A 19,545-nucleotide genomic window follows, 5' to 3' on the forward strand; every position below is an offset into this window, starting at 1 on the left:
CTATTTTTCCATCGGAAATACGGGAAACAGCAGATTGGTATTGCTGATAAAAGCAATACGCTTACTGTCAGGCGACCAGGAAGGCGTATTGATCGTACCCTGTCCGCCATAGAGATAGGCAATTACTTTCGCCGGACCGCCCGTTGCCGGCATCAATCGTAAATACACATGTTTATAAAAAGGATGATCAGACGCGTCTACTTCTTCTTTCAGAAAGGAAAGGAAAACGATCCATTTTCCATCCGGTGAGATATGCGGGAACCAGTTGTGAAACTCATCATCCGTTACCTGCGTCTGATTGCTGCCATCTGGTCCCATCCGCCAGATCTGCATCATACCGCTACGTACGGAATTGAAGTAAATGTACCTGCCGTCGGGTGTATATTCCGGTCCGTCGTCAAGACCAGGCGCTGTAGTCAGCCGTACTTCATCTCCTCCTTTTGCAGGCACCCGGTATATATCAAACTCGTTATTTCTTTGTCCGGTAAAGACCAGGTATTTTCCATCAGGTGACCAGCCATGCATATAAGACGGACCCACCTGATTGATGCGCACAGGATCTCCGCCGGTACGTGGAACAACATATCCTACGGAAGCGCCATTTTCACCTTCACCGCTACTGATTGCCAGCATCTTTCCATCAAAAGATAAGACGTGGTCATTGTTATTCTGTTTGGCTACACCGGTGTTGATCGGTGACGGCGTCTGTGTACGCAGGTCAAACTGGTATAATTTCCCTTCCTTGTTATAGATCAGCGATTGGCCGTCTGTATTCCAGTTAGGCGCCTGTATAGACCCCGGCGTCTGATAAACGATGATACTGTGTTGGGTGGCAATATCCATCAGCTCCAGCTGACTGCCGATATACTGTTTATAAGCCTTCAGATCAGCTGGTGCCGGTACTGTCAGTCGTACGTTACTGAATACCGCTTTCTCTGTTACATCCGCATTATGTGAACAAACGAAAAGTCCTGCATATACCTCATCTCCCAGTTGTATGTCGTTGAGTGTTTCACTGATAAAAGGAACCCCGTTACGTGCAACGGACAGGATGTAGGTATTCCCCTTTCTTTCCAGCTGGACAATGTCCGCACCGTTCACATTTGTTTTGATCTCTTCTGTATTTGCGCCGCTGGTCTTTCTGTACTGCAGAGAGGTCAGTCCGTCGCCATGTACTACACCATTGACATGCTGAGCGCCTGTATCCAGGCTACTGCGTACCATCAGGCCCCATTTCCGGTGTGTTTCCCGGCCCTTACCGCTAAACTGTGCGCGGGTACGTAAGATGAAGTCTCCCTTCATTTTTTTCCAGGCGAAATGACATTCATCGCTGCCAAACCACATATTCGTACCGGCGCCGGTAATGGTGTATTGTTGTGTCCGGGGATCGTATTGCAGACTACCCGGATGTTTCACGGGACCAATATCGCCATGGGCGTCAAAGATGCCGGTGTTTTGTGCCGCAAGGGGAACGGAAAAGAGGCAGCACAGCAATAGGGCCAATAGCGGGAAGTACAGTTGTTTACCCATAATCAGTGAGTATAAGTGTAAGTCGTGGAATTCGAAATCTCTTCTAATTTACTGATGTTTCCGTTGGAAAGGAACAGGGGTAGGGGGATTATTCACTATTAATTTGCATAGTGGGAATGATATACCATACAAGGGTGTAGTGATCATTGATTACTACACCCTTGTATGGTGATGTGGAGTGATGGTCAGTCACCTCTTTCAATGGGAGTAATGCGTAGCTCCAGGAGGGTATTATCCCTGATCACATTGATGTACTGGAACTGTCCGATCTTGTCGGAAGTGAGCATTTTAAAGAACTGGTCGGCCGTTTCCACCAGCTGGTCGTTAAACTGGAAGATGATATCGCCATTCAGGATGCCGGCTTTGGCGGCCGGACTATAACGCTCCACATTGGAAATGAAGAGGGCCTGTTTGTTCCGGATCTGGTGAATGCTGCGTAAACGGGGTACCAGGTCTATCTGCTGCATGGCCACACCGATATAAGCCCGCTTTACTTTCCCGAAACGGATCAGCTGATTGGCAATGGCCTTAGCGGTATTGATACTGATCGCAAAACAAAGTCCCTGCGCGCCCATGATCACGGCCGTATTGACCCCGATCACTTCGCCTTCACTGTTGATGAGCGGTCCGCCGGAATTACCGGGATTCAGCGCTGCATCTGTCTGTATCATCGCATCCATTGTAACGCCGTTCTGTCCCTGTAGCGACCTGCCTACAGCACTAATCACACCGGCGGTCACCGTATGCTGAAAGCCCAGCGGATTACCGATAGCAATAGCCAGTTGCCCGATCTTCAGGTCATCCGAATCACCCAGTTTTACCGTGGCAAACTCTCCTGCGTCAATCTTCAGTATGGCCAGATCGGTAGGTACGTCCTGCCCTGCCAGGGCGGCCGTGAATTCACGTCCATCCTGCAACCGCACTTTCAGACGGGCGGCGCCATTGATCACGTGACTGTTGGTGAACAGGTAACCATCGGAAGAGAAAAGAAATCCGGACCCTGTGCCGGATACGGTCTCCTGGTTACCACGACGTTCCAACCGTTCTATTTTGACAACTGCGGGACTGGCCTTCTCGACAGCGTCAATGATGAGTTGAGAATATGCATCCATAGTTTTAATAAAATCGATTTATAATGCAATTGGCACATCAAATACCCTACCCTGGAAAAATCAGGGTCAGTATGGCAGCGGGAGAAAGCATTTATAGGGGAAAACCTGCCAGAAGGCTGGCCGGAACAGGGGAGAGACGACGCAAAGTCAGGTTTACACTGTTAAGCGTGTAGCGCGCTTTTAAACCGTTTTCTGTATTCGGAGGGCGTGGTTTCCATGACCCGCAGGAATACTTTGCGCATATTGTCTGCATTGCCAAATCCACTTTGTAAGGCGATTTCTGCCTGGGTGAGTTTCTTTTCGGTCAGACTTCTACAGGCAAGTTCCACACGCAGTTTTTCAATATACCTTGCCGGGGTGATATCGAGTTCCTGTACAAATATCCGGGCGAAATTACGGGGACTCATGGCCGCTTCCTGTGCCAGTCGCTCGACAGTGATCTCTTCATGCAGATGCGTCTGTAACCAGGACAGGGCGTTGTTGATCGGGGTATAGTCCGTTGCCTGTGCCGCGAGCATGGTACTATACTGGGACTGATTACCGGGGCGTTTCAGGAAAAGTACCATCTGTCGCGCAATATCCAGCGCAAATGTCCGCCCCATATCTTCCTCTACCAATGCCAGCGCCAGGTCCATACCGGTAGTAACGCCGGCGGAAGTATAAATATGTCCGTCTTTTACAAAGACAGGCGTATGTTCTACCAATACCTCCGGATACTTTTCTTTCATCTTCTGACAGAGCCGCCAGTGGGTGGTGGCTCTTTTACCATTTAATACGCCCGCCTGCGCCAGCATAAAAGAACCGGAACAAACGGAGCCTATCCGCCGTACCTGCGTGGCCTGTGCGGCTATCCAGGGAAGCAGATTGTGATGTAATGGCTGATCATCATCCGCAGGAATACCGGAAAGGATCAGTGTATCAATGGGGTAATTGATCTCTTCGAAAGTCGATTCACATAATATCGGCAGGAAAGAAGAAGTAATGACCTGCCTCGTCGCTTCGCCCGATACCGTATGCACGATGTATCGTAAAGGATGAGCCGTTTTAGTCTGTTCTGCCGCTGCTCTGCTGAATACTTCCATCGGTCCTGCCATATCCATCAATGCGGAATTGGAAGGTACCAGTATTACGATATGTTTCTCTTCTTTGCTCATAATAGATCTGCAATAAAATGACCGTCAGCGAATGGCAGAAATAGACGGTTTTTTGTCTTCCTGTCCGGACGGTCACGGAACTAAATTTGCTGTATGAGACATAGGATGATTCTAACAGCACTAATCACATTTTTATCCGTTAGCACAATGAAAGCACAAATGCCTGAAGCAAAATTTATTGAGATCGAAAGTACAAAGCTTTGTTATTACGAACAAGGTCAGGGAGACGTTATCCTGTTATTACATGGGTGGCCACAGACCTCTTATGTCTGGCGGAAAGTAATGCCATTACTGGCGAAGCACAACAGGGTCATTGCGGTGGACCTGCCCGGACTGGGCAACAGTGGTCCGGCGCCGGCTTATGATACAAAATCCATAGCCGCATTGATCAGTCGTTTTATCAGCCAGTTGCATATCAACAAAGTACACCTGGTATCTCATGATGTAGGCAGCTGGGTAGCCGTATCTTTTGCACTGAACCATGAAGCGCAGCTCAATACCCTGACCGTTATCGATGCCGCGATACCAGGACTGATGTCAGATGCCGTATTCAGACCAGAGAATGCACAAAAGATCTGGCAGTTCTATTTTCATGCTGTTGGGGACATCCCGGAGTTACTGGTAGAAGGAAAAGAGAAGGCTTATCTGTCCTGGTATTTCTCTAATAAATCCTTTGTTAAAGACGCGATCAATGAACCGGACCTGGAGGAATATGTGTGCGCTTATACAGGTATAGAACGGCTGAAGCGTGGTTTTGCTTATTACAGGGCATTTACGACCAGTGCACAGCATAACAGGACAGATCTGCATCGTTTACAGGTACCGGTGCTGGCCCTGGGTGGACAGTACGCTCTAGTAGAACAGATCGGCAATGCCCTGCAGCAATTGTCATCGCCGGAAGTGATAGTAGTAAAAGATGCAGGGCATTATGTGCCGGAAGAACAACCGGAGGAAACAGTGCGGTGTATCAGGAAAATAATAGACCGTTTTACAACAAGATAAAATGGTATCGCCCGAAGTCTGGAGAATAAAATCTATATTCGTTTTGTTTTCCGGACCTCCGGTTTTAATCCCCCTGTTACTATGGCATATAAAAGAAAAGGACATCTTACTACTGCTACTGAAAGATGGAAACACCTAAGACCGCTTTTACATAAAATATACTGGAAAAAAGAGCGTAAAGCCGCCAAAACGATGGTTAGAATAGAACTGGCGGAGCGCCAGCGGGCCTGAGTTATCTGCTATCAGTTATCACATCCGTTTATTATCCTTCACAGTCAGCTTCACTACCAATACACCAGTTGTATTGCTGTATCCCTGTCACGCTTCATGACGGGTTCTTTCCTTTTCAAACTACATTATAGTCGGTTCATCAGATGTGACAGGCAAAGCCTGGAAGAAAGTGCAATATTTGCCGCAGACTAAAAATTTAACAGTTCTAACAATTGCTTCATCAGCGATTGATACAGTTGTAGGTTTAAGCAGTACACCGGCTATTCCTGGCTGGTGTCTTTATTTTTATAAGGTGGTATTACAGCTGGCCAATAATCATTTTTTTATGATGTTTACCCCATCTGATCATTTCAGTGATCAGTACACCGTATTCTTTCGCATATTCGGTAAACTCGTATTCTACCAGTGTCGGTACATTCGGATCGACCGTACGGGTGATCAGTTTATTGTCTTCTAACTCCCGCAGACTTCTCGACAACATCCTCGTGGTGATACCCGGTATACTCCGCTCGATCTCCTTGAAGTGTTTATTGCCATTACAGATGGAATGTATGATAGGCAATTTCCACTTGCCACCGATCACATAGATGGTGTCCTGCAGGGCTTTAATGTCCTCTTCGGTTTGCTGTACTTTGATGCATTGATCTTTCATGGTATTGGTATCATCCGTGATACTGCTGACAAAGGTATGGCAACTTGCAGATACCTTTGATATCGAAAATTATGAATGTAAGATGAACGCAAATAAGACAAGAATCGGTATTATAGGCGCAAGCGAAAAAAGAGGATGGGCGGCCTGGGGCCACATCCCAGCCCTGCAGGTATTACCTGACTATGAGATCAGCGCGTTGTTCACCTCTAAAAAGGAGAATACTGCTACTTTAAAGGCCGCCTTTAACGTGCCTGTAGTGTACAACGAGATACAGGACCTGGTGCATAGTAAAGAGGTGGATATGGTGTTAGTAGCCGTAAAAGTCCCCTCTCACTACGAACTGATCAAAGCTGCCGCGGATGCCGGAAAGGACGTATTCAGTGAATGGCCTTTAGGTCGGAATCTGCAGGAAGCAGAAACCCTGACGGCCCTGATAAAGGAGAAACGAGTCAAAGGTTTTGTCGGTTTACAATCCCGGTCGGTACCTGCTGTCCGCTTTATTAAGGATTACATTGCCCAGGGGCATATCGGAGAGGTATTATCTACCACCATGGTAGGCGCTGGTATCCTCTATGGTGAGGTGGTAGATCAGGCGAATACCTATATTGTCAATCCGGAAGCCGGCGCTGGTTTATTACCCGTGATCTTTTCCAATGCGGTAGATGCCCTGTGTTATGTACTGGGAGAATTTACCAGCCTTTCCGCGACGACAGCTATCAGAAGAACAAAGACGCGGGTCATAGAAACAGGGGAGGAAATCCCTGCTAATACGCCTGATCAGGTGGCTGTGACCGGTATCCTGGAAAGTGGTGCGGTAGCGGCCGTGCACTTCAGAGGGGGTACTATACCAGGCACCAATTTCCTGTGGGAGATCAATGGTACCCAAGGCGATATTCAGATCACGGCTCCCGGTGCAAGTCTGGCGGTGTTTGACCTGACCGTTAAAGCCAGTAAAGGAGAGAATGGTCCGCTGGAAGAACTAGCCATCCCGACAGCATATAACCTGATCCCGGATGCTTCCCTTGGCCCCATTCCGACTAACTCCGGACAGAACTATCCCCTGATCCGTTCCGGTCAGGCGCCTACCTTCGAGGACGCGCTGATCAGGCATAGAATGATCCATGCTATAGAGACTGCTGCACAAACGGGAGAAAGGACTTCCTACGATTTTAGTCGCTAACAGCTGTTCCAGTTGCTGGTGTCAAACCAGCCGGCAATTTGTTGCTGTTTGCTGTCGCTCGCTTCCTTAAAAAAATATTCATTGCACGAATGGGCATAGTAATAATCTTTTGCCCATTCGTGTACATTCGCGACGGTGATCTCTATGGCATCCAGGATGAAGTTGATTGCTGCATCCGTCATGGTCGGATGTATGGATAATCTGACCCAACCAGGTTTACAGGAGAGGTCGCCGGCGTGAATAGCATCTCGTATGGCATATGACCGGGCTTTATCAACATGTAATAAGTAGTGGCCATAAGTACCGGCACAGGAGCAGCCACCACGTAGCTGAATACCAAATCTGTCATTGAGCAGGCGGACGATCAGGTTGTAATGTACGCCTGTGACCAGAAAGGAAACGACGCCCAGCCGTCTGGTGATATCAGCAGCCAATACCTGTACTGATTTGATCTCCGCCAGTCTTGAGAAAATAATCTCCAGGAGTTCCTGCTCCCGTTTCAGGATCCGGTGTACCCCCATTTCTTCTTTCAGCCGTATACACATCGCCAGTTTGATAGCCTGCAGATACGCCGGTGTACCGCCGTCTTCCCGTTGTTCAATATCTTCAATATACAGACGTTCTCCCCAGGGATTGGTATACAGCACGGTACCACCGCCTGGTTGATCAGGCACCTGGTTGTTATATAATTGTTGATGGAAGATCAGTACACCTGGAGTCCCTGGTCCGCCGAGGAACTTATGTCCTGAAAAATAAATAGCATCCAGCTGGGCGCCGGCTTCTTCCGGATGCATATCGATGTTACAATAAGGCGCCGAACAGGCGAAGTCTACGAAGCAAAACCCGTTATATGCATGTATCAGTTGCGCAATCTCATGATAAGGCGTTTGTATACCCGTCACATTGGAGCAGGCTGTTACAGCTGCGATCTTACGGGTCCTGTCTTTGTACTGTTCCAGTAGCAGGGATAGATGATGCAGGTCTACATGTCCTGTCGCATCGTTGGGGATGATCACGACATCTGCAATTGTCTCCAGCCAGCTGATATGATTACTGTGGTGCTCCATCTCTGTAACAAATACGACTGGCTTTTCTGCCGATAGATGGCGCATACGCTCTGGTAGCCGTATGCCCAGGATCCTTTGTAGTTTATTGACAGCTGCCGTCATGCCGCTGCCACAAAAGAGCAATACATCTTCCGTACCGGCATTCACATGCGCTTTTATGATCTTCTTTGCTGTATCATAAGCCAGTGACATGGAGCTGCCGGTAACAGTGGTCGTAGTATGTGTATTGCCTGTGAAAGGAAGTATCGTATGTTGTATATATGCTTCAATCGGCTTGTATGCCCTGCCACTGGCCGTCCAGTCGGCATAAATGATCCGTTTGATGCCAAACGGCGATTCAAAATGCTGCTGTTCGCCGATGATGTTTTTACTGAAGGATGAAAAGTAATCTTCCAGCCTTTGCTCACGCATGATAGGGGATGCCTGCATGACTATTTCGTTTTAATACTGCTTACTGGTTTGAACAGGTCGTGTGGTGGCCGGCTGTATTGTTCATTCAGCAGACCGGAAGCGAAGAAAAAGAGTGCAATAAACGCGGCCAGTATGGTCAGCTGCGCAATAGATACCCGTTGAATCGCCTGTCGTGACTGCGTGTCACAAACCTCTCCCGGACAATGTTGTACCTTCTTTTTATTAAACAGGGGATAGAACAGGCACCCCAGACAGATGCCAAAGGCGGCTTCGAAAAACAGGAATACCAGACAAACAAGACAGGTCAGACCAGTAATAATACTATAGGCATTGACAATGATAAACATATAGAACATCAGACCGGATAATGCGACCCCGATGCTCCAGGCGAACCGTTTCTGCGGAGCACCGACATATTCTGGTACCTGATTGCGTACGATCAGACGACCCGCAATCATGGTAGGAGAGAAGCGGGGATTGATGAACACACGGATCAGCAGATCAGTCAGGAAAATGGTAATGACATACTTTACGGGAATGAAATTGCCCTCAAAAAGGATGTACATCAACGAGGTATAGGTGGCCAGAAATAGTATGCCGGCCGAAGCCCTGATCTCTCTTTCGTTTAGTACAGGAATATCATATCCTGGTACTGTTTCTCCGAATTGAATCAGCTTGTTCATGTTGTTTGGTATTGTGGGTGAATACGTAGGTTTTGGTTGTTGACAGTACAAGGATAGCATATCGGTTTTATTGTGCCTGCGTAGGGTCAACGAACAGCGAATTACAGTAAACGAACAGCAGGATTGCGTCAATCACCTTTGTAGTGTGATAAAATGAAGAATATTTTGTCGACATTTATCCTGCAAACACCCTTATGAAGCTATTATCCGGTATAAAACGATATGAGTTGTATGTCTGGCTGATACCAGCTTACCTGGTATTAAACCTGTTTCAGGACCTGGTGGAAGCGGAAGGGAGTTTCCCGCAGCGGGCAGTCAATGAAGTATGGCTCGCCTGTTATATATCTTTTATCAACTATCGGCTCCTGGAGTATACTTTGCCAGGTGTGAGCTGGAAACGTTTTTTTGAGTCATTCGGCTATCTGCTCTTATATGGTTTCGCTTATTCTATCGGGTTATTTCTCTGGAGAGCGCTGGGCGTAACATTGCATATTTATACTGTGCTGAATGACACCGTATCCATACAGCACAGGATCGGTACGCTAACCGGTTATAGCGTAGGCTCGGTATTGTTCTTTGGTATCGTCAGGCATATTTACAACTATGTCAGATTAAAACAATCAACGCAGCAGCTACGTATCGCCAGTCAGCAGGCGGAACTGAACTACCTGAAATCACAGACGAATCCTCATTTTCTTTTCAATACACTCAATAATATTTACGCGCTTGCCAGGGAGAAATCAGACCTGGCGCCGGAGTCTATTCTCCGTTTGTCGAAGATCCTGCGTTATATGCTGTATGAAACCAGTGCACCCTACACCGCTATTGAACAGGATCTCAAAATTATTGATGACTATATCGAACTGGAAAAGCTGCGCTACGATGAGTCCCTGCATGTTAACTTTAACCATGACCTGGAAGACAGAAAGCAGGGTTTACCGCCGCTATTGCTCATCCCATTGGTGGAAAACGCCTTCAAACATGGGGTGTCAGAAACCAGGGACAGGCCCTTTGTTAATATTCATCTTTCCGTGAAAGACAGGGTGCTCGTCTTTACGGTGGAAAACTCAACCGGTGAAGCTGCGGAAAGTGATGCGGTAAAAGAGAATATCGGTCTTTCTAATCTGCGCCGTCAGCTGGAATTATTGTATACTGATTACAGTCTTGATCTCAAACCCGGTGATTTCCGTTTCACAGCTGTTTTAAAGATAAATCTCGCCAGTCATGTCTAAAGTGAAATGTATTATAATCGAAGATGAGCCATTGGCAGCGAAGGTGCTGACTGACTACATTGCAGCAGTCCATTTCCTGGAATTGCAGCGTACTTTTAAGGACGCTATCCTTGCATCCGAGTTCCTGCTATCCAACCAGACAGACCTGATTTTCCTGGATATCCATCTGCCTAAACTAAAAGGCATGGCTTTTCTGAAAACACTGGTCAATCCGCCGGCAGTGATCGTTACCACGGCCTATCATCAGTATGCTGTGGAAGGGTTTAATCTGAACGTGACGGATTACCTGCTAAAGCCTTTTGAGTTTGAACGCTTTCTGACGGCTGTGAATAAGGTCAACGCAGAGCAAAAAAGAGGGGTGCCGGAAGCAAAAGATTTTATCTTCATCAATGTACAGAAGCGAAAGGTCAAGGTCCTGTTTTCGGAGATCCTGTATATCGAAAGTCAGCGGGAATATATCAAGATCGTTACCACAAGAGGGGAGTACCTGTCAAAGATGAGTACCAATGAAATAGAAGACCTCCTGCCGGAGCAGATCTTTAAACGGATACATCGCTCATTTATCGTCTCTGTTAACCAGATCGATGCGTATACCGCGGAGATGGTCGAGATTAAAGGGATCCCGATTCCGATCGGAAGAGGGTATAAGGATGTTATTGATAAATTGTGATCTTTTTTTAACGGGTATTATATTTTAGTAGTCGTTAACACAAACACAGCGTACCCTCATATTGTTGAGAATACGCTGTAGGTATATTAAAATAATCTGAAATCAGGAAGATAAAACCACCCGCTGAAGGCCGTCCTTATTGATATAAAGGATAAGTCTCCAGATCACGCAGCTGCTTAGCCGGTGCAATTGATTTCGTCTCCAGCGTAATAGAAAGCACACTCTGTAATTCCTCTTCTACCAGTTTACAGATACGGATCGCATCTTCTCTTAAAATATCCGGACTGGTGATAGCATAGCGCTTAAATACCTTCAGACTATCCTGTGCATCTGTATCCTTTCCATCCTGAATCGCTTTTTGGATAGCCTGATAACTATCCATCAGATAAGGCAGTTTAAACCAGTCGTTTCTTTCTCTTGTATATGCGATGGAATAGATCACATATGGATAGTCTTTCATCGGCTCTTTGGAGTTTTTATCCACGAGTACATAGTCAGATGGCGTTACCTCCAGTGTAGGGATAATATTGCTTTGTTTAGGCGTACGCATGACAACGAACCAGCCTGTTTTAGGCGGATTGAAGGTAGTGGCAATACCGATCTCCAGTGCCGAGTCAGCATCTGTTCCGATAATGCCGTCAATACCTTTTTTCAGTGGTTCTACAAAAGGTACAGCTGCACTCAGTACGGATACACCGGCGGTGGAAGCCATGGTTTCCAGGAGGTCGATGAATGGAGCTGCCAGGTCGGACTGTTTCACAGAGAAGAGCCCCAGTTCGAGACTGACTTCTTCTCCACGATAAGGTACCAGACTGACAATAGGTATATTCTTAACGATGACTCTGTCGAGGTGTTTGCCATCCAGTTTTTTGAGTTCCGAAGGAGAGGTGACGTTCTGGAAAACCGCATCTTTACCACCCTGGTGATTCAGCTTTACAACACTGTGTACGACACCATAATAAGTTGAGGTGAACTTACGCACATCGGTAATATGCATGGAACGTACGGTAATATTCAGATACCCTTTATTCATCGGAATATCTTCTACGGTTTTAGGTTCATCGGGCACCTGGTCAGGCGTCAAAGGGGCATAAGTCCATATTTCAGATTTCTTCGTAAAAATGTCTTTGAGATTCATGAGGTTAATGTTATGTGTGATTAAAGATGTAGTGTCTCGTATCCGGTGTTGGCCCGGATCCATGTGGCGGATGCAATGGACGCAATTATTACCTGCGCTTTCCGCGGAAACAGGATGCGGTCGTTTTTACAACCGGTGTTCGGTATAAGTCATTTAGATACATTCCCGGAATGCTTGAATTTTGGAATTAACGATATCAGAGAGAGGCAAACGGAGCTGATAATAGATCAATTGAATGTTGTTACCATAACGTTTTGTCAGAGGTTAATAAACCCCGTTGTCCCTGTAAATCTTAACTAAATATAGTTAAAATAATAAAATCATGTGGGTGATTCTTTTGGGCGTCCGGTCATACGGATACTGCTGATTATCATGATTATATGGCAGCGGGGACGTTTGTATCGGTACACCGGCAAGATCATACAGGTTGATAAGTTCACGGATAACAGTGTAAAATACCATCTACTGGCGGCCCGCTGCTGTCTTGCATGCAATCGATAGAAATTTTTGAATTACTATCGGTAATTTATTTTTATATTAGTGCATGTCCACGTTTAATACTATTTCCGCGCTGAAAGAAGGAGATCCTTCCGTTTTCAGTGATATATTCAATGAATATCACCGGAAGGTGTATTTCTACGTGCTCTCCAAGACTCACTCGCCCTATATCGCAGAAGAAACCACACAGATCACTTTTATCAAACTATGGGATTACCGGCATAACCTGGACGAATCAGAACCGGTCAGCCGCCTGATCTTTCACATCGCCCGGGCTACCTCCATCGATCTGCTCAGAAAGGAAGCCGTTAAAGGTCGCTTTCTGAAACAGGAAAAGCCGGCGGGATCAGATACGGTCAATATATCCGATACCATTGAAGCCCGGGAACAGCTGATAAGGGTCCGCCAGGCCGTAAATAGTATGCCCCCTGTCAGAAGAAAAGTTTTTGAGCTGAGCCGTTATGAATTCAACTCCTATAAAGAAATTGCCGCACAACTGTCACTCTCCGTTAAAACGGTGGAGAATCATATGTCTTTAGCTATCAGTTATTTAAGGAGCGTTCTGTTACTGTTATTCCTCCTCCTGTACCTTATCTGAAAAAAATTTCTCCTCCCATTAGGGGTTCCCCCTTTCTCAAACGATATTAATAACAAAGTCCCATTATCTTAACTCGACACCATGCAAAGGGAATTGATTGACAAGTATTTCAGGAATGAATGTTCTGATGATGAAAGACAGCAGGTACTGGAATATTTCAGGAATAATCCCGAAGAGTGGAACCGCTATATGAATGAAGATGACTGGGATCAATATGTAGTAAATGAGGAGCTCCCGCAGGAGCTTTCGGAGGATCTGTTCGACCGGGTCAGCAGACAAACCTTCAGAAAGTCCCGGACAAGAATGATGTTCAGGCTGGCAGCTGCAGCCGTGATCGTCAGTCTGCTGGTGGCGTCCTTATGGGGCTATCTGACCGTCAGGGAATCCCGTGTTCAGCATGGTATCGCCAGCGCCGGAATGCAGGAGCAGATGACGGAGAAACGGAATAATACAGGTAAGCAATTACGTGTACAACTGGAAGATGGCTCTTTTGTCGTACTGGAACCGCATAGCTATATCCGGTATTATGAACCATTTGTAGCAGAACGGAACCGCTTGGTGTACCTGTGGGGAAAGGCCTTATTTGATGTAGGGAAAGATCAAAGCAGGGCATTCATTGTATACTCAGATATGCTCGCAACCACGGTACTCGGTACCTCCTTTACGGTAGATGCATTCGAAGAAAGTAATGTGATCAGGGTACAACTGCATAAAGGGAAAGTACAGGTAACCGCTGCGGATACGCTGACAAAACAGTGGAATGGAAAAGAAATACTCCGTCCCGGCGATGAACTGATCTATGACAAAGCAACCATGGTAGCCAGTATCAAACGTAATGCACCGGCCGAACAGATGGTTAGGGTTGTGCCTGCAGGTGGTGCTGATTACAATGTGCGCCGCCCTGACTCTTATACATTTGACATATCACCACTGTCAGAAGTATTTGATCAGCTCAGCAGTTACTATCAGATAGAGATCTATTATTATCCTTCTGAGATGAATAACAAATACTTCTCAGGAAGGATGCGTAAAACGGACAAATTAGAAACTATACTGAACGATATAGCAATACTAAACCAACTTATTATTGAGAAAGACCAGAATCGTTATATCATAAGGGAGAAAAAATAGCAAGAACATATAGCACGTAAACTATCGGGTCGTTGAGCGAATCAACGAAAGGGACCTTATTTGCCTAATCTCAGACATTACAAAGAAAATGAAACAGCGTAATTCCACGTGTGTACTGCTATGCATTGCAGTCATCCTAAGTATTATTCCTTTATTGCTGCATGCCCAGCAAAGCCGGTCAGATGTATCGGGTATCGTCAAAAGTGAAGAGGACGGAGCACCGCTCTGGGGTGTTAGTGTCACCGTTAAAAATGCAACCAACAGTTTTACCGCTTCTGTACAAACTGATAGTACAGGTTTTTTCACCTTCACCAGATTACCGGCCGGTCCGGGGTATACCTTCTCTTTTTCCTTTATGGGATATGAGCGACAAACCCTTTCAGGCTATAACCTGAAAGCAGGCGCCGAATTCTCTTTGCGGGTGGATCTGAAAAACAGCGAACAGAAGATAAATGAAGTCGTGGTGGTCGGGTACGGCTCCATGCAGAAAAAGGACCTTACCGGTTCTATCAGTCAGCTGAAAACAGCCCGGCTGGAAAAGGAAAGTCCGCGTTCTATACAGGACCTGCTGCGTAGCGGGGTACCTGGTTTGTACGTCGGACAGAATACTTCCGCAAAGGGTGGGGGAGACATGCTGGTACGCGGACAACGTTCCCTGAAAGCCAGCAATGATCCCCTGATCGTACTAGATGGCGTGATCTTCTTCGGTGAATTATCAGAGATCAATCCACAGGATATTGAACATTTTGATATCCTGAAAGACGCTTCCGCAGCCGCTATCTATGGTGCAAAGTCAGCCAACGGCGTCGTGATCATCACCACAAAAAAAGGTACTTCTGATAAACCTACGATCCGTTTTGACGCCAACAGAGGTGTCGCTGCCATGGGCAAAAAACGGGAGGTCTATGATGCTGAGGGCTATCTGAAATTCCGATCTGATCTCTTTAACAGCGGTACCAGATGGGCCACGCCTGCTAAATATGTCAATCCTACGCCGGAAAATCTGAATAAATACGGCGTCTCTCTGGATGACTGGCTGGCCTATGATGCGCTGACCGGAACGCCTGAAGAGATCTGGCTGCTTCGTATCGGTCTTTTTGAAAAAGAACGCCTCAACTATGCCAAGGGCAGAACCTATAACTGGTTTGACGGCTCTTTCCAGCACGGAGTACAACAGAATTATAACGTAAGTCTGTCAGGAAGAAATAAAGATGTTGTTAATTACTACATTTCTATGGGATACCTCAATAATGAAGGTATCGTGGTGGGCGATAAATACCGTGCATACAGGGCCAATATCAAAGTAGATGGTAAGGTGAATAAATGGATGCACACAGGTGTGAATATCAACTTCCAGGATAGGTCAGATGGTAATCTGGCGGCGGACTGGGAAGGACAGATCATTAATAACTCTCCGTATGCGGCTCCGCTGGACTCCAATGGTTTCCTTGACGGACAACCAATGGGCGCCAGTGTGAACCAGGGTACCAATACTGCTTATGGTAATCAGTTCAAGCAACTGGAGAAAGGTTTTACGGTGTTAAATACCACCATCTACCAGACCATCAAGCTGCCTTTCAATATTACCTATCAGCTGAACTTCTCTCCAAGGATGCAGTGGTTCTATAACAGATACCATGAATCCTCACAGAACCCGTTATGGTCTGATAACGGAAAGGTGATCAGGGAAAACACGAAGAACTTTGACTGGCAGATCGATAATATCATCTCATGGGATTATACCTTCGCCCGCAGACATAAAGTGAAGGTGACCCTGCTCCAGAACGCAGAAGAACACCGTTCCTGGAATGAAAGCATTACCGCCAGGGACTTTTCTCCTACAGATGCTTTAGGCTTCCATAATATCGGCGCAGCCAATCCTTTAAAGACAACTGTCAGCAGCAATGACCAGCATAGCACCGGTGATGCATTAATGGCCCGTCTGTTCTATTCCTATAATAACAGGTATATGATCACCGCTTCCGTACGCCGCGATGGCTATTCTGCTTTTGGTGCTTCCAATCCCAGAGCGACCTTTCCATCCCTGGCCTTTGCCTGGAACTTTGCAGATGAACGCTTCTTCCATTTTTCACCGATGAGTACTGGTAAACTGCGTTTGTCATGGGGGATGAACGGTAACCGCTCTATCGGTATCTACCAGGCCTTGTCTAATCTGACCACCGGTGCAGGCCGTTATCCCTATGTGCAATCGAATGGAACAGTGTATGAACTGTCCCAGTTGTACGTAGACCGTATGGCTAACTATGGGCTGAAATGGGAAGCGACTTCCTCCTGGAATGCCGGTCTGGACTTCGGTTTCCTGAATAACAGGATCACCGGTAATATGGAGGTATACTATATGCCGACGACCGACCTCCTGATGGACCAGTCCCTGCCTGATTTCACCGGTTTCAGTACCGTAACGACCAATCTGGGCGAAGTAGTGAACAGGGGTTTTGAACTGGGCCTCACTTCGCAGAATATCCAGAAAAAGAACTTCGAATGGAGTACCACATTTGGTTTCTTCTTCAATAGAAATAAGGTGAAACACCTGTACTATACCTATGAAGACGTATTGAATGCCGATGGTAAATTAGTCGGTTCCAAAGAGATCGATGATATCTCCAACGGCTGGTTCATCGGTCACGATCTCTCTTCTATATGGACATATAATGTACAGGGCATCTGGCAGGAAAATGAGCGGGAACAGGCCGCCAAATACGGAGAGATCCCAGGGGATGTGAAAGTGGAAGATGTGGATGGAGATGGAAAATACACCAATGCGGATAAGAAATTTATGGGTATGACCACGCCACGTTTCCGCTGGACGCTGCGCAATGACTTTACCATCTATAAAAACTTCGATTTCTCTTTTAATATCTATGCGAACTGGGGGCATAAGGCCACTTCCACCGATTACCTGAATAACTTTGGTTCACAGACAGACAGGATCAACTCTTATGTGAGAAAATACTGGACGCCTGAAAATCCTTCCAATACTTACGCCAGACTCAATTCCACGAATGTGCAGAACATCACGCCATCACGTGTGATCGACAAAACATATATCCGCCTGGATAACGTGTCAGTGTCTTATTCACTCCCTGCTGATGTAGCCAGGAGAATGGATATGGCCCAGCTGAAAATATATGCAGGTATACGTAACGTAGCGGTATGGGCGAAAGACTGGGAATACTGGGATCCCGAAACGACTTCACTGATGCCCCGCTATTATACTGTGGGAGTTACCGCCTCATTTTAATGTTTCAAACTGATTTATATGAAGATCACGATAAATAAAGTTACCAGGATATTGTTGCTGACGCTGGCCCTGCACTTATCACAGGGATGTTCCAAAGAGTTCCTGAAGCCGGATCCGCAGTCATTCTATGAGCCTTCTATCACCTTTACTTCGAAAGAGGGATTGCAGGCTGCTATCACCAGTTGTAACAGAAACCTTACTTACGTATGGACCGGGGAAGGCGCGCCTTTGCTGACTGACCTGCTGTTTTCTGATGTAGCGGTAGAAGGGACGACAGATAAATCAGGCCCTGCACAGGACCTGAATGCCATGATCACGCCTACTTCCAATAACAACGATGTCAATACCAATAAGATCAATTTCTTCTGGTTTGAAGGCTATAAAGGGATTAAATATGCCAATACGATCGTGACCAATCTGCCCCGTGTGGAAGGACTCGATACCACACTGCGTAACCAGATGATGGGGATGGCTTACTTCCACCGCACCTTCCGCTATATGTGGCTGATATTTGATTTCGGAGATGTGCCTTTACTGACGAAAGAGATCACTTCCCCTAAATTCAATTTCCGCTCCACCAAAAGGAACGTCATCATCCAGCAACTGGTGGGAGATATGGAGTTTGCCGTAAAACATGTACCCGCTAACGGCGATTATGGTACGGTTACGAAAGGCGCCTGTCAGCAGCTGCTGATCAAATGTTACCTGGCAGCAGGTGAGTTTGACAAGGCAATTGCAGTGGCGAATGACCTTATTAACAGTGCAGGTTATTCCCTGATGACACAGCCTTTTGGGACATTTATCAATCCGGCGCCGGCCATTCATAATATCACCAGGAATGTGATATGGGACCTGCATCGCGGACAGAATAAATCCATTGCGACAAACAGGGAAACGATCTTCAACCTGATCAGCAGAGAAGAATTTGCCAATAGCAGACAGAACATGGTGACCATGCGAAATGCGCTTCCTTTCTATTCCGGTACGGGCAATCAGCTGATCAGTACACCATCCGGTAAGCAGGGTATGAGCACCAGTTATAGCCAGACAAAAGATAAGATAGACCTGCGTAAGACCTATGGCAGAGGTATTGCCAAAACAAGACCTACCTGGTATAGCAGCAATACGATCTGGACAGATACGAGCGATCTTCGTCACAGCAGTACCGTTGGTAACTGGATGCATATGGAAGATATGGTGTATAACCATCCAACGCTGCTGAGCAGTGGCGACCCGTATTACGGACAGAAATTGCAAAAGTACAATAGTGCCGGTAAGTTGCTGGTGACGGATACGATCAGGACCTGGTTTGACTGGCCGCATTATAAGGTATGGGTAGAAACCCCGCGTTCTGAAACAATAGACAACTATGACGGTGGGGCCAGTGACTGGTATATCTACCGCCTCGCAGAGACCTATCTGCTGCGTGCAGAAGCGTATTTCTGGAAAGGCAGATATGCGGAGGCCGCAGAAGATGTAAATACCATCCGTCGCCGTGCACACTGTACGCAAATGTTTACAGCTGGTGAGATCAACATCGGTGTGATCCTGGATGAAAGAGCAAGGGAGCTGTATTATGAAGAATTAAGGCATGTGGAATTAAGCCGGATCTCCTACATTTTCGCTACTACGAATATCCCTGATGAATTCGGGAAAACCTACCAGGTAGATAATCTTTCAAAAAGCAGTTACTGGTTTGAAAGGATCACCCGGTATAATAACTTCTATAATAAGGGTGTAAAGACAGTATATGGTACGCAGTTTACGGCGAGTCCCTACCATATCTTATGGCCTGTACCACAATCTGATATTGATGCCAATAGAAATGGCAGACTGAATCAGAATTTTGGCTATTCAGGGTATGAGTTTAATCAGGCCCCGATCGATAATCTGGAGGAGGCGATCAGGGTGCAGGATTAAGGCATATATACCATAAATGGCAAGCGCCGGTGCATTTGAATAATGCATCGGCGCTCGTTGTTTATATCAGCTTG

General features: G+C 46.5%; 16 protein-coding genes. 9 read left to right on the forward strand and 7 right to left on the reverse strand.

The window, feature by feature from the left end:
- The 3 genes from BMZ72_RS32625 to BMZ72_RS32635 form a co-directional block, all read right to left on the reverse strand.
- On the reverse strand, nt 1-1,530 hold the full coding sequence (locus BMZ72_RS32625) for a TolB family protein (RefSeq protein ID WP_089815114.1): 1,530 nt from the start codon (nt 1,528-1,530) through the stop codon (nt 1-3).
- Between the two features lie 185 nt (nt 1,531-1,715).
- Nucleotides 1,716-2,642 (reverse strand): S1C family serine protease, encoded by a 927-nt coding sequence (locus BMZ72_RS32630; RefSeq protein WP_089815116.1) that lies wholly within the window; start codon nt 2,640-2,642, stop codon nt 1,716-1,718.
- Between the two features lie 161 nt (nt 2,643-2,803).
- On the reverse strand, nt 2,804-3,796 hold the full coding sequence (locus BMZ72_RS32635; protein WP_089815118.1) for a GlxA family transcriptional regulator: 993 nt from the start codon (nt 3,794-3,796) through the stop codon (nt 2,804-2,806).
- A 147-nt stretch (nt 3,797-3,943) separates the two neighbouring features.
- Between BMZ72_RS32635 and BMZ72_RS32640 the strand changes: the two genes are divergently transcribed.
- A complete protein-coding gene (locus tag BMZ72_RS32640; protein ID WP_255373354.1) occupies nt 3,944-4,798 on the forward strand; it encodes an alpha/beta fold hydrolase in 855 nt (284 codons plus the stop codon).
- A gap of 81 nt (nt 4,799-4,879) precedes the next feature.
- Complete coding sequence (locus tag BMZ72_RS36745) at nt 4,880-5,029, forward strand: hypothetical protein (protein ID WP_177223002.1); 150 nt, start codon at nt 4,880-4,882, stop codon at nt 5,027-5,029.
- Between the two features lie 298 nt (nt 5,030-5,327).
- Here BMZ72_RS36745 and BMZ72_RS32645 read toward each other — a convergent pair whose 3' ends face one another.
- On the reverse strand, nt 5,328-5,681 hold the full coding sequence (locus tag BMZ72_RS32645) for a winged helix-turn-helix transcriptional regulator (RefSeq protein WP_089815122.1): 354 nt from the start codon (nt 5,679-5,681) through the stop codon (nt 5,328-5,330).
- An 82-nt stretch (nt 5,682-5,763) separates the two neighbouring features.
- Between BMZ72_RS32645 and BMZ72_RS32650 the strand changes: the two genes are divergently transcribed.
- A complete protein-coding gene (locus BMZ72_RS32650; RefSeq protein WP_218155315.1) occupies nt 5,764-6,861 on the forward strand; it encodes a Gfo/Idh/MocA family protein in 1,098 nt (365 codons plus the stop codon).
- Here the strand turns inward: BMZ72_RS32650 and BMZ72_RS32655 are convergent.
- Both BMZ72_RS32655 and BMZ72_RS32660 read right to left on the reverse strand, forming a co-directional pair.
- Complete coding sequence (locus BMZ72_RS32655; protein WP_218155316.1) at nt 6,858-8,357, reverse strand: aminotransferase class V-fold PLP-dependent enzyme; 1,500 nt, start codon at nt 8,355-8,357, stop codon at nt 6,858-6,860. The genes BMZ72_RS32650 and BMZ72_RS32655 overlap by 4 nt on opposite strands.
- Before the next feature lie 2 nt (nt 8,358-8,359).
- A complete protein-coding gene (locus BMZ72_RS32660) occupies nt 8,360-9,022 on the reverse strand; it encodes a DUF4395 domain-containing protein (protein WP_089815125.1) in 663 nt (220 codons plus the stop codon).
- 194 nt (nt 9,023-9,216) lie between these two features.
- Between BMZ72_RS32660 and BMZ72_RS32665 the strand changes: the two genes are divergently transcribed.
- Both BMZ72_RS32665 and BMZ72_RS32670 read left to right on the forward strand, forming a co-directional pair.
- A complete protein-coding gene (locus BMZ72_RS32665) occupies nt 9,217-10,254 on the forward strand; it encodes a sensor histidine kinase (protein ID WP_089815127.1) in 1,038 nt (345 codons plus the stop codon).
- Entirely contained in the window at nt 10,247-10,924 is a 678-nt protein-coding gene (locus BMZ72_RS32670; protein WP_089815129.1) for a LytR/AlgR family response regulator transcription factor, read from the forward strand. Before BMZ72_RS32665 ends, BMZ72_RS32670 begins: the two co-directional genes overlap by 8 nt.
- Nucleotides 10,925-11,060: 136 nt before the next feature.
- Here the strand turns inward: BMZ72_RS32670 and BMZ72_RS32675 are convergent, their stop codons facing one another.
- A complete protein-coding gene (locus tag BMZ72_RS32675) occupies nt 11,061-12,062 on the reverse strand; it encodes a hypothetical protein (protein ID WP_089815131.1) in 1,002 nt (333 codons plus the stop codon).
- A 544-nt stretch (nt 12,063-12,606) separates the two neighbouring features.
- Between BMZ72_RS32675 and BMZ72_RS32680 the strand changes: the two genes are divergently transcribed.
- The 4 genes from BMZ72_RS32680 to BMZ72_RS32695 all read left to right on the forward strand — a co-directional run bounded on the left by BMZ72_RS32680 (nt 12,607) and on the right by BMZ72_RS32695 (nt 19,471).
- Nucleotides 12,607-13,158 carry a sigma-70 family RNA polymerase sigma factor gene (locus BMZ72_RS32680; RefSeq protein ID WP_089815133.1) on the forward strand — a complete coding sequence of 184 codons (552 nt, stop codon included), beginning with the start codon at nt 12,607-12,609 and terminating at the stop codon, nt 13,156-13,158.
- Between the two features lie 81 nt (nt 13,159-13,239).
- Nucleotides 13,240-14,289: a FecR family protein gene (locus BMZ72_RS32685; protein ID WP_089815135.1), complete on the forward strand. Its 1,050-nt coding sequence runs from the start codon at nt 13,240-13,242 to the stop codon at nt 14,287-14,289.
- 88 nt (nt 14,290-14,377) lie between these two features.
- The gene (locus tag BMZ72_RS32690; RefSeq protein ID WP_089815137.1) at nt 14,378-17,551 is read left to right on the forward strand and encodes a SusC/RagA family TonB-linked outer membrane protein; all 3,174 of its coding nucleotides are present in this window, start codon (nt 14,378-14,380) and stop codon (nt 17,549-17,551) included.
- An 18-nt stretch (nt 17,552-17,569) separates the two neighbouring features.
- The gene (locus BMZ72_RS32695; RefSeq protein ID WP_089815140.1) at nt 17,570-19,471 is read left to right on the forward strand and encodes a RagB/SusD family nutrient uptake outer membrane protein; all 1,902 of its coding nucleotides are present in this window, start codon (nt 17,570-17,572) and stop codon (nt 19,469-19,471) included.
- Nucleotides 19,472-19,545 lie beyond the last annotated feature (74 nt).

The organism is Chitinophaga sp. YR627, assembly GCF_900114995.1.
Lineage (GTDB): Bacteria > Bacteroidota > Bacteroidia > Chitinophagales > Chitinophagaceae > Chitinophaga.

What these genes read in the sequence shown, in the direction of transcription:
- BMZ72_RS32625 (WP_089815114.1), bottom strand. Translation starts at nt 1,530, where the DNA reads ATGGGTAAACAACTGTACTTCCCGCTATTGGCCCTATTGCTGTGCTGC.
- BMZ72_RS32630 (WP_089815116.1), bottom strand. Translation starts at nt 2,642, where the DNA reads ATGGATGCATATTCTCAACTCATCATTGACGCTGTCGAGAAGGCCAGT.
- BMZ72_RS32635 (WP_089815118.1), bottom strand. Translation starts at nt 3,796, where the DNA reads ATGAGCAAAGAAGAGAAACATATCGTAATACTGGTACCTTCCAATTCC.
- BMZ72_RS32640 (WP_255373354.1), top strand. Translation starts at nt 3,944, where the DNA reads ATGAAAGCACAAATGCCTGAAGCAAAATTTATTGAGATCGAAAGTACA.
- BMZ72_RS36745 (WP_177223002.1), top strand. Translation starts at nt 4,880, where the DNA reads ATGGCATATAAAAGAAAAGGACATCTTACTACTGCTACTGAAAGATGG.
- BMZ72_RS32645 (WP_089815122.1), bottom strand. Translation starts at nt 5,681, where the DNA reads ATGAAAGATCAATGCATCAAAGTACAGCAAACCGAAGAGGACATTAAA.
- BMZ72_RS32650 (WP_218155315.1), top strand. Translation starts at nt 5,764, where the DNA reads ATGAACGCAAATAAGACAAGAATCGGTATTATAGGCGCAAGCGAAAAA.
- BMZ72_RS32655 (WP_218155316.1), bottom strand. Translation starts at nt 8,357, where the DNA reads ATGCAGGCATCCCCTATCATGCGTGAGCAAAGGCTGGAAGATTACTTT.
- BMZ72_RS32660 (WP_089815125.1), bottom strand. Translation starts at nt 9,022, where the DNA reads ATGAACAAGCTGATTCAATTCGGAGAAACAGTACCAGGATATGATATT.
- BMZ72_RS32665 (WP_089815127.1), top strand. Translation starts at nt 9,217, where the DNA reads ATGAAGCTATTATCCGGTATAAAACGATATGAGTTGTATGTCTGGCTG.
- BMZ72_RS32670 (WP_089815129.1), top strand. Translation starts at nt 10,247, where the DNA reads ATGTCTAAAGTGAAATGTATTATAATCGAAGATGAGCCATTGGCAGCG.
- BMZ72_RS32675 (WP_089815131.1), bottom strand. Translation starts at nt 12,062, where the DNA reads ATGAATCTCAAAGACATTTTTACGAAGAAATCTGAAATATGGACTTAT.
- BMZ72_RS32680 (WP_089815133.1), top strand. Translation starts at nt 12,607, where the DNA reads ATGTCCACGTTTAATACTATTTCCGCGCTGAAAGAAGGAGATCCTTCC.
- BMZ72_RS32685 (WP_089815135.1), top strand. Translation starts at nt 13,240, where the DNA reads ATGCAAAGGGAATTGATTGACAAGTATTTCAGGAATGAATGTTCTGAT.
- BMZ72_RS32690 (WP_089815137.1), top strand. Translation starts at nt 14,378, where the DNA reads ATGAAACAGCGTAATTCCACGTGTGTACTGCTATGCATTGCAGTCATC.
- BMZ72_RS32695 (WP_089815140.1), top strand. Translation starts at nt 17,570, where the DNA reads ATGAAGATCACGATAAATAAAGTTACCAGGATATTGTTGCTGACGCTG.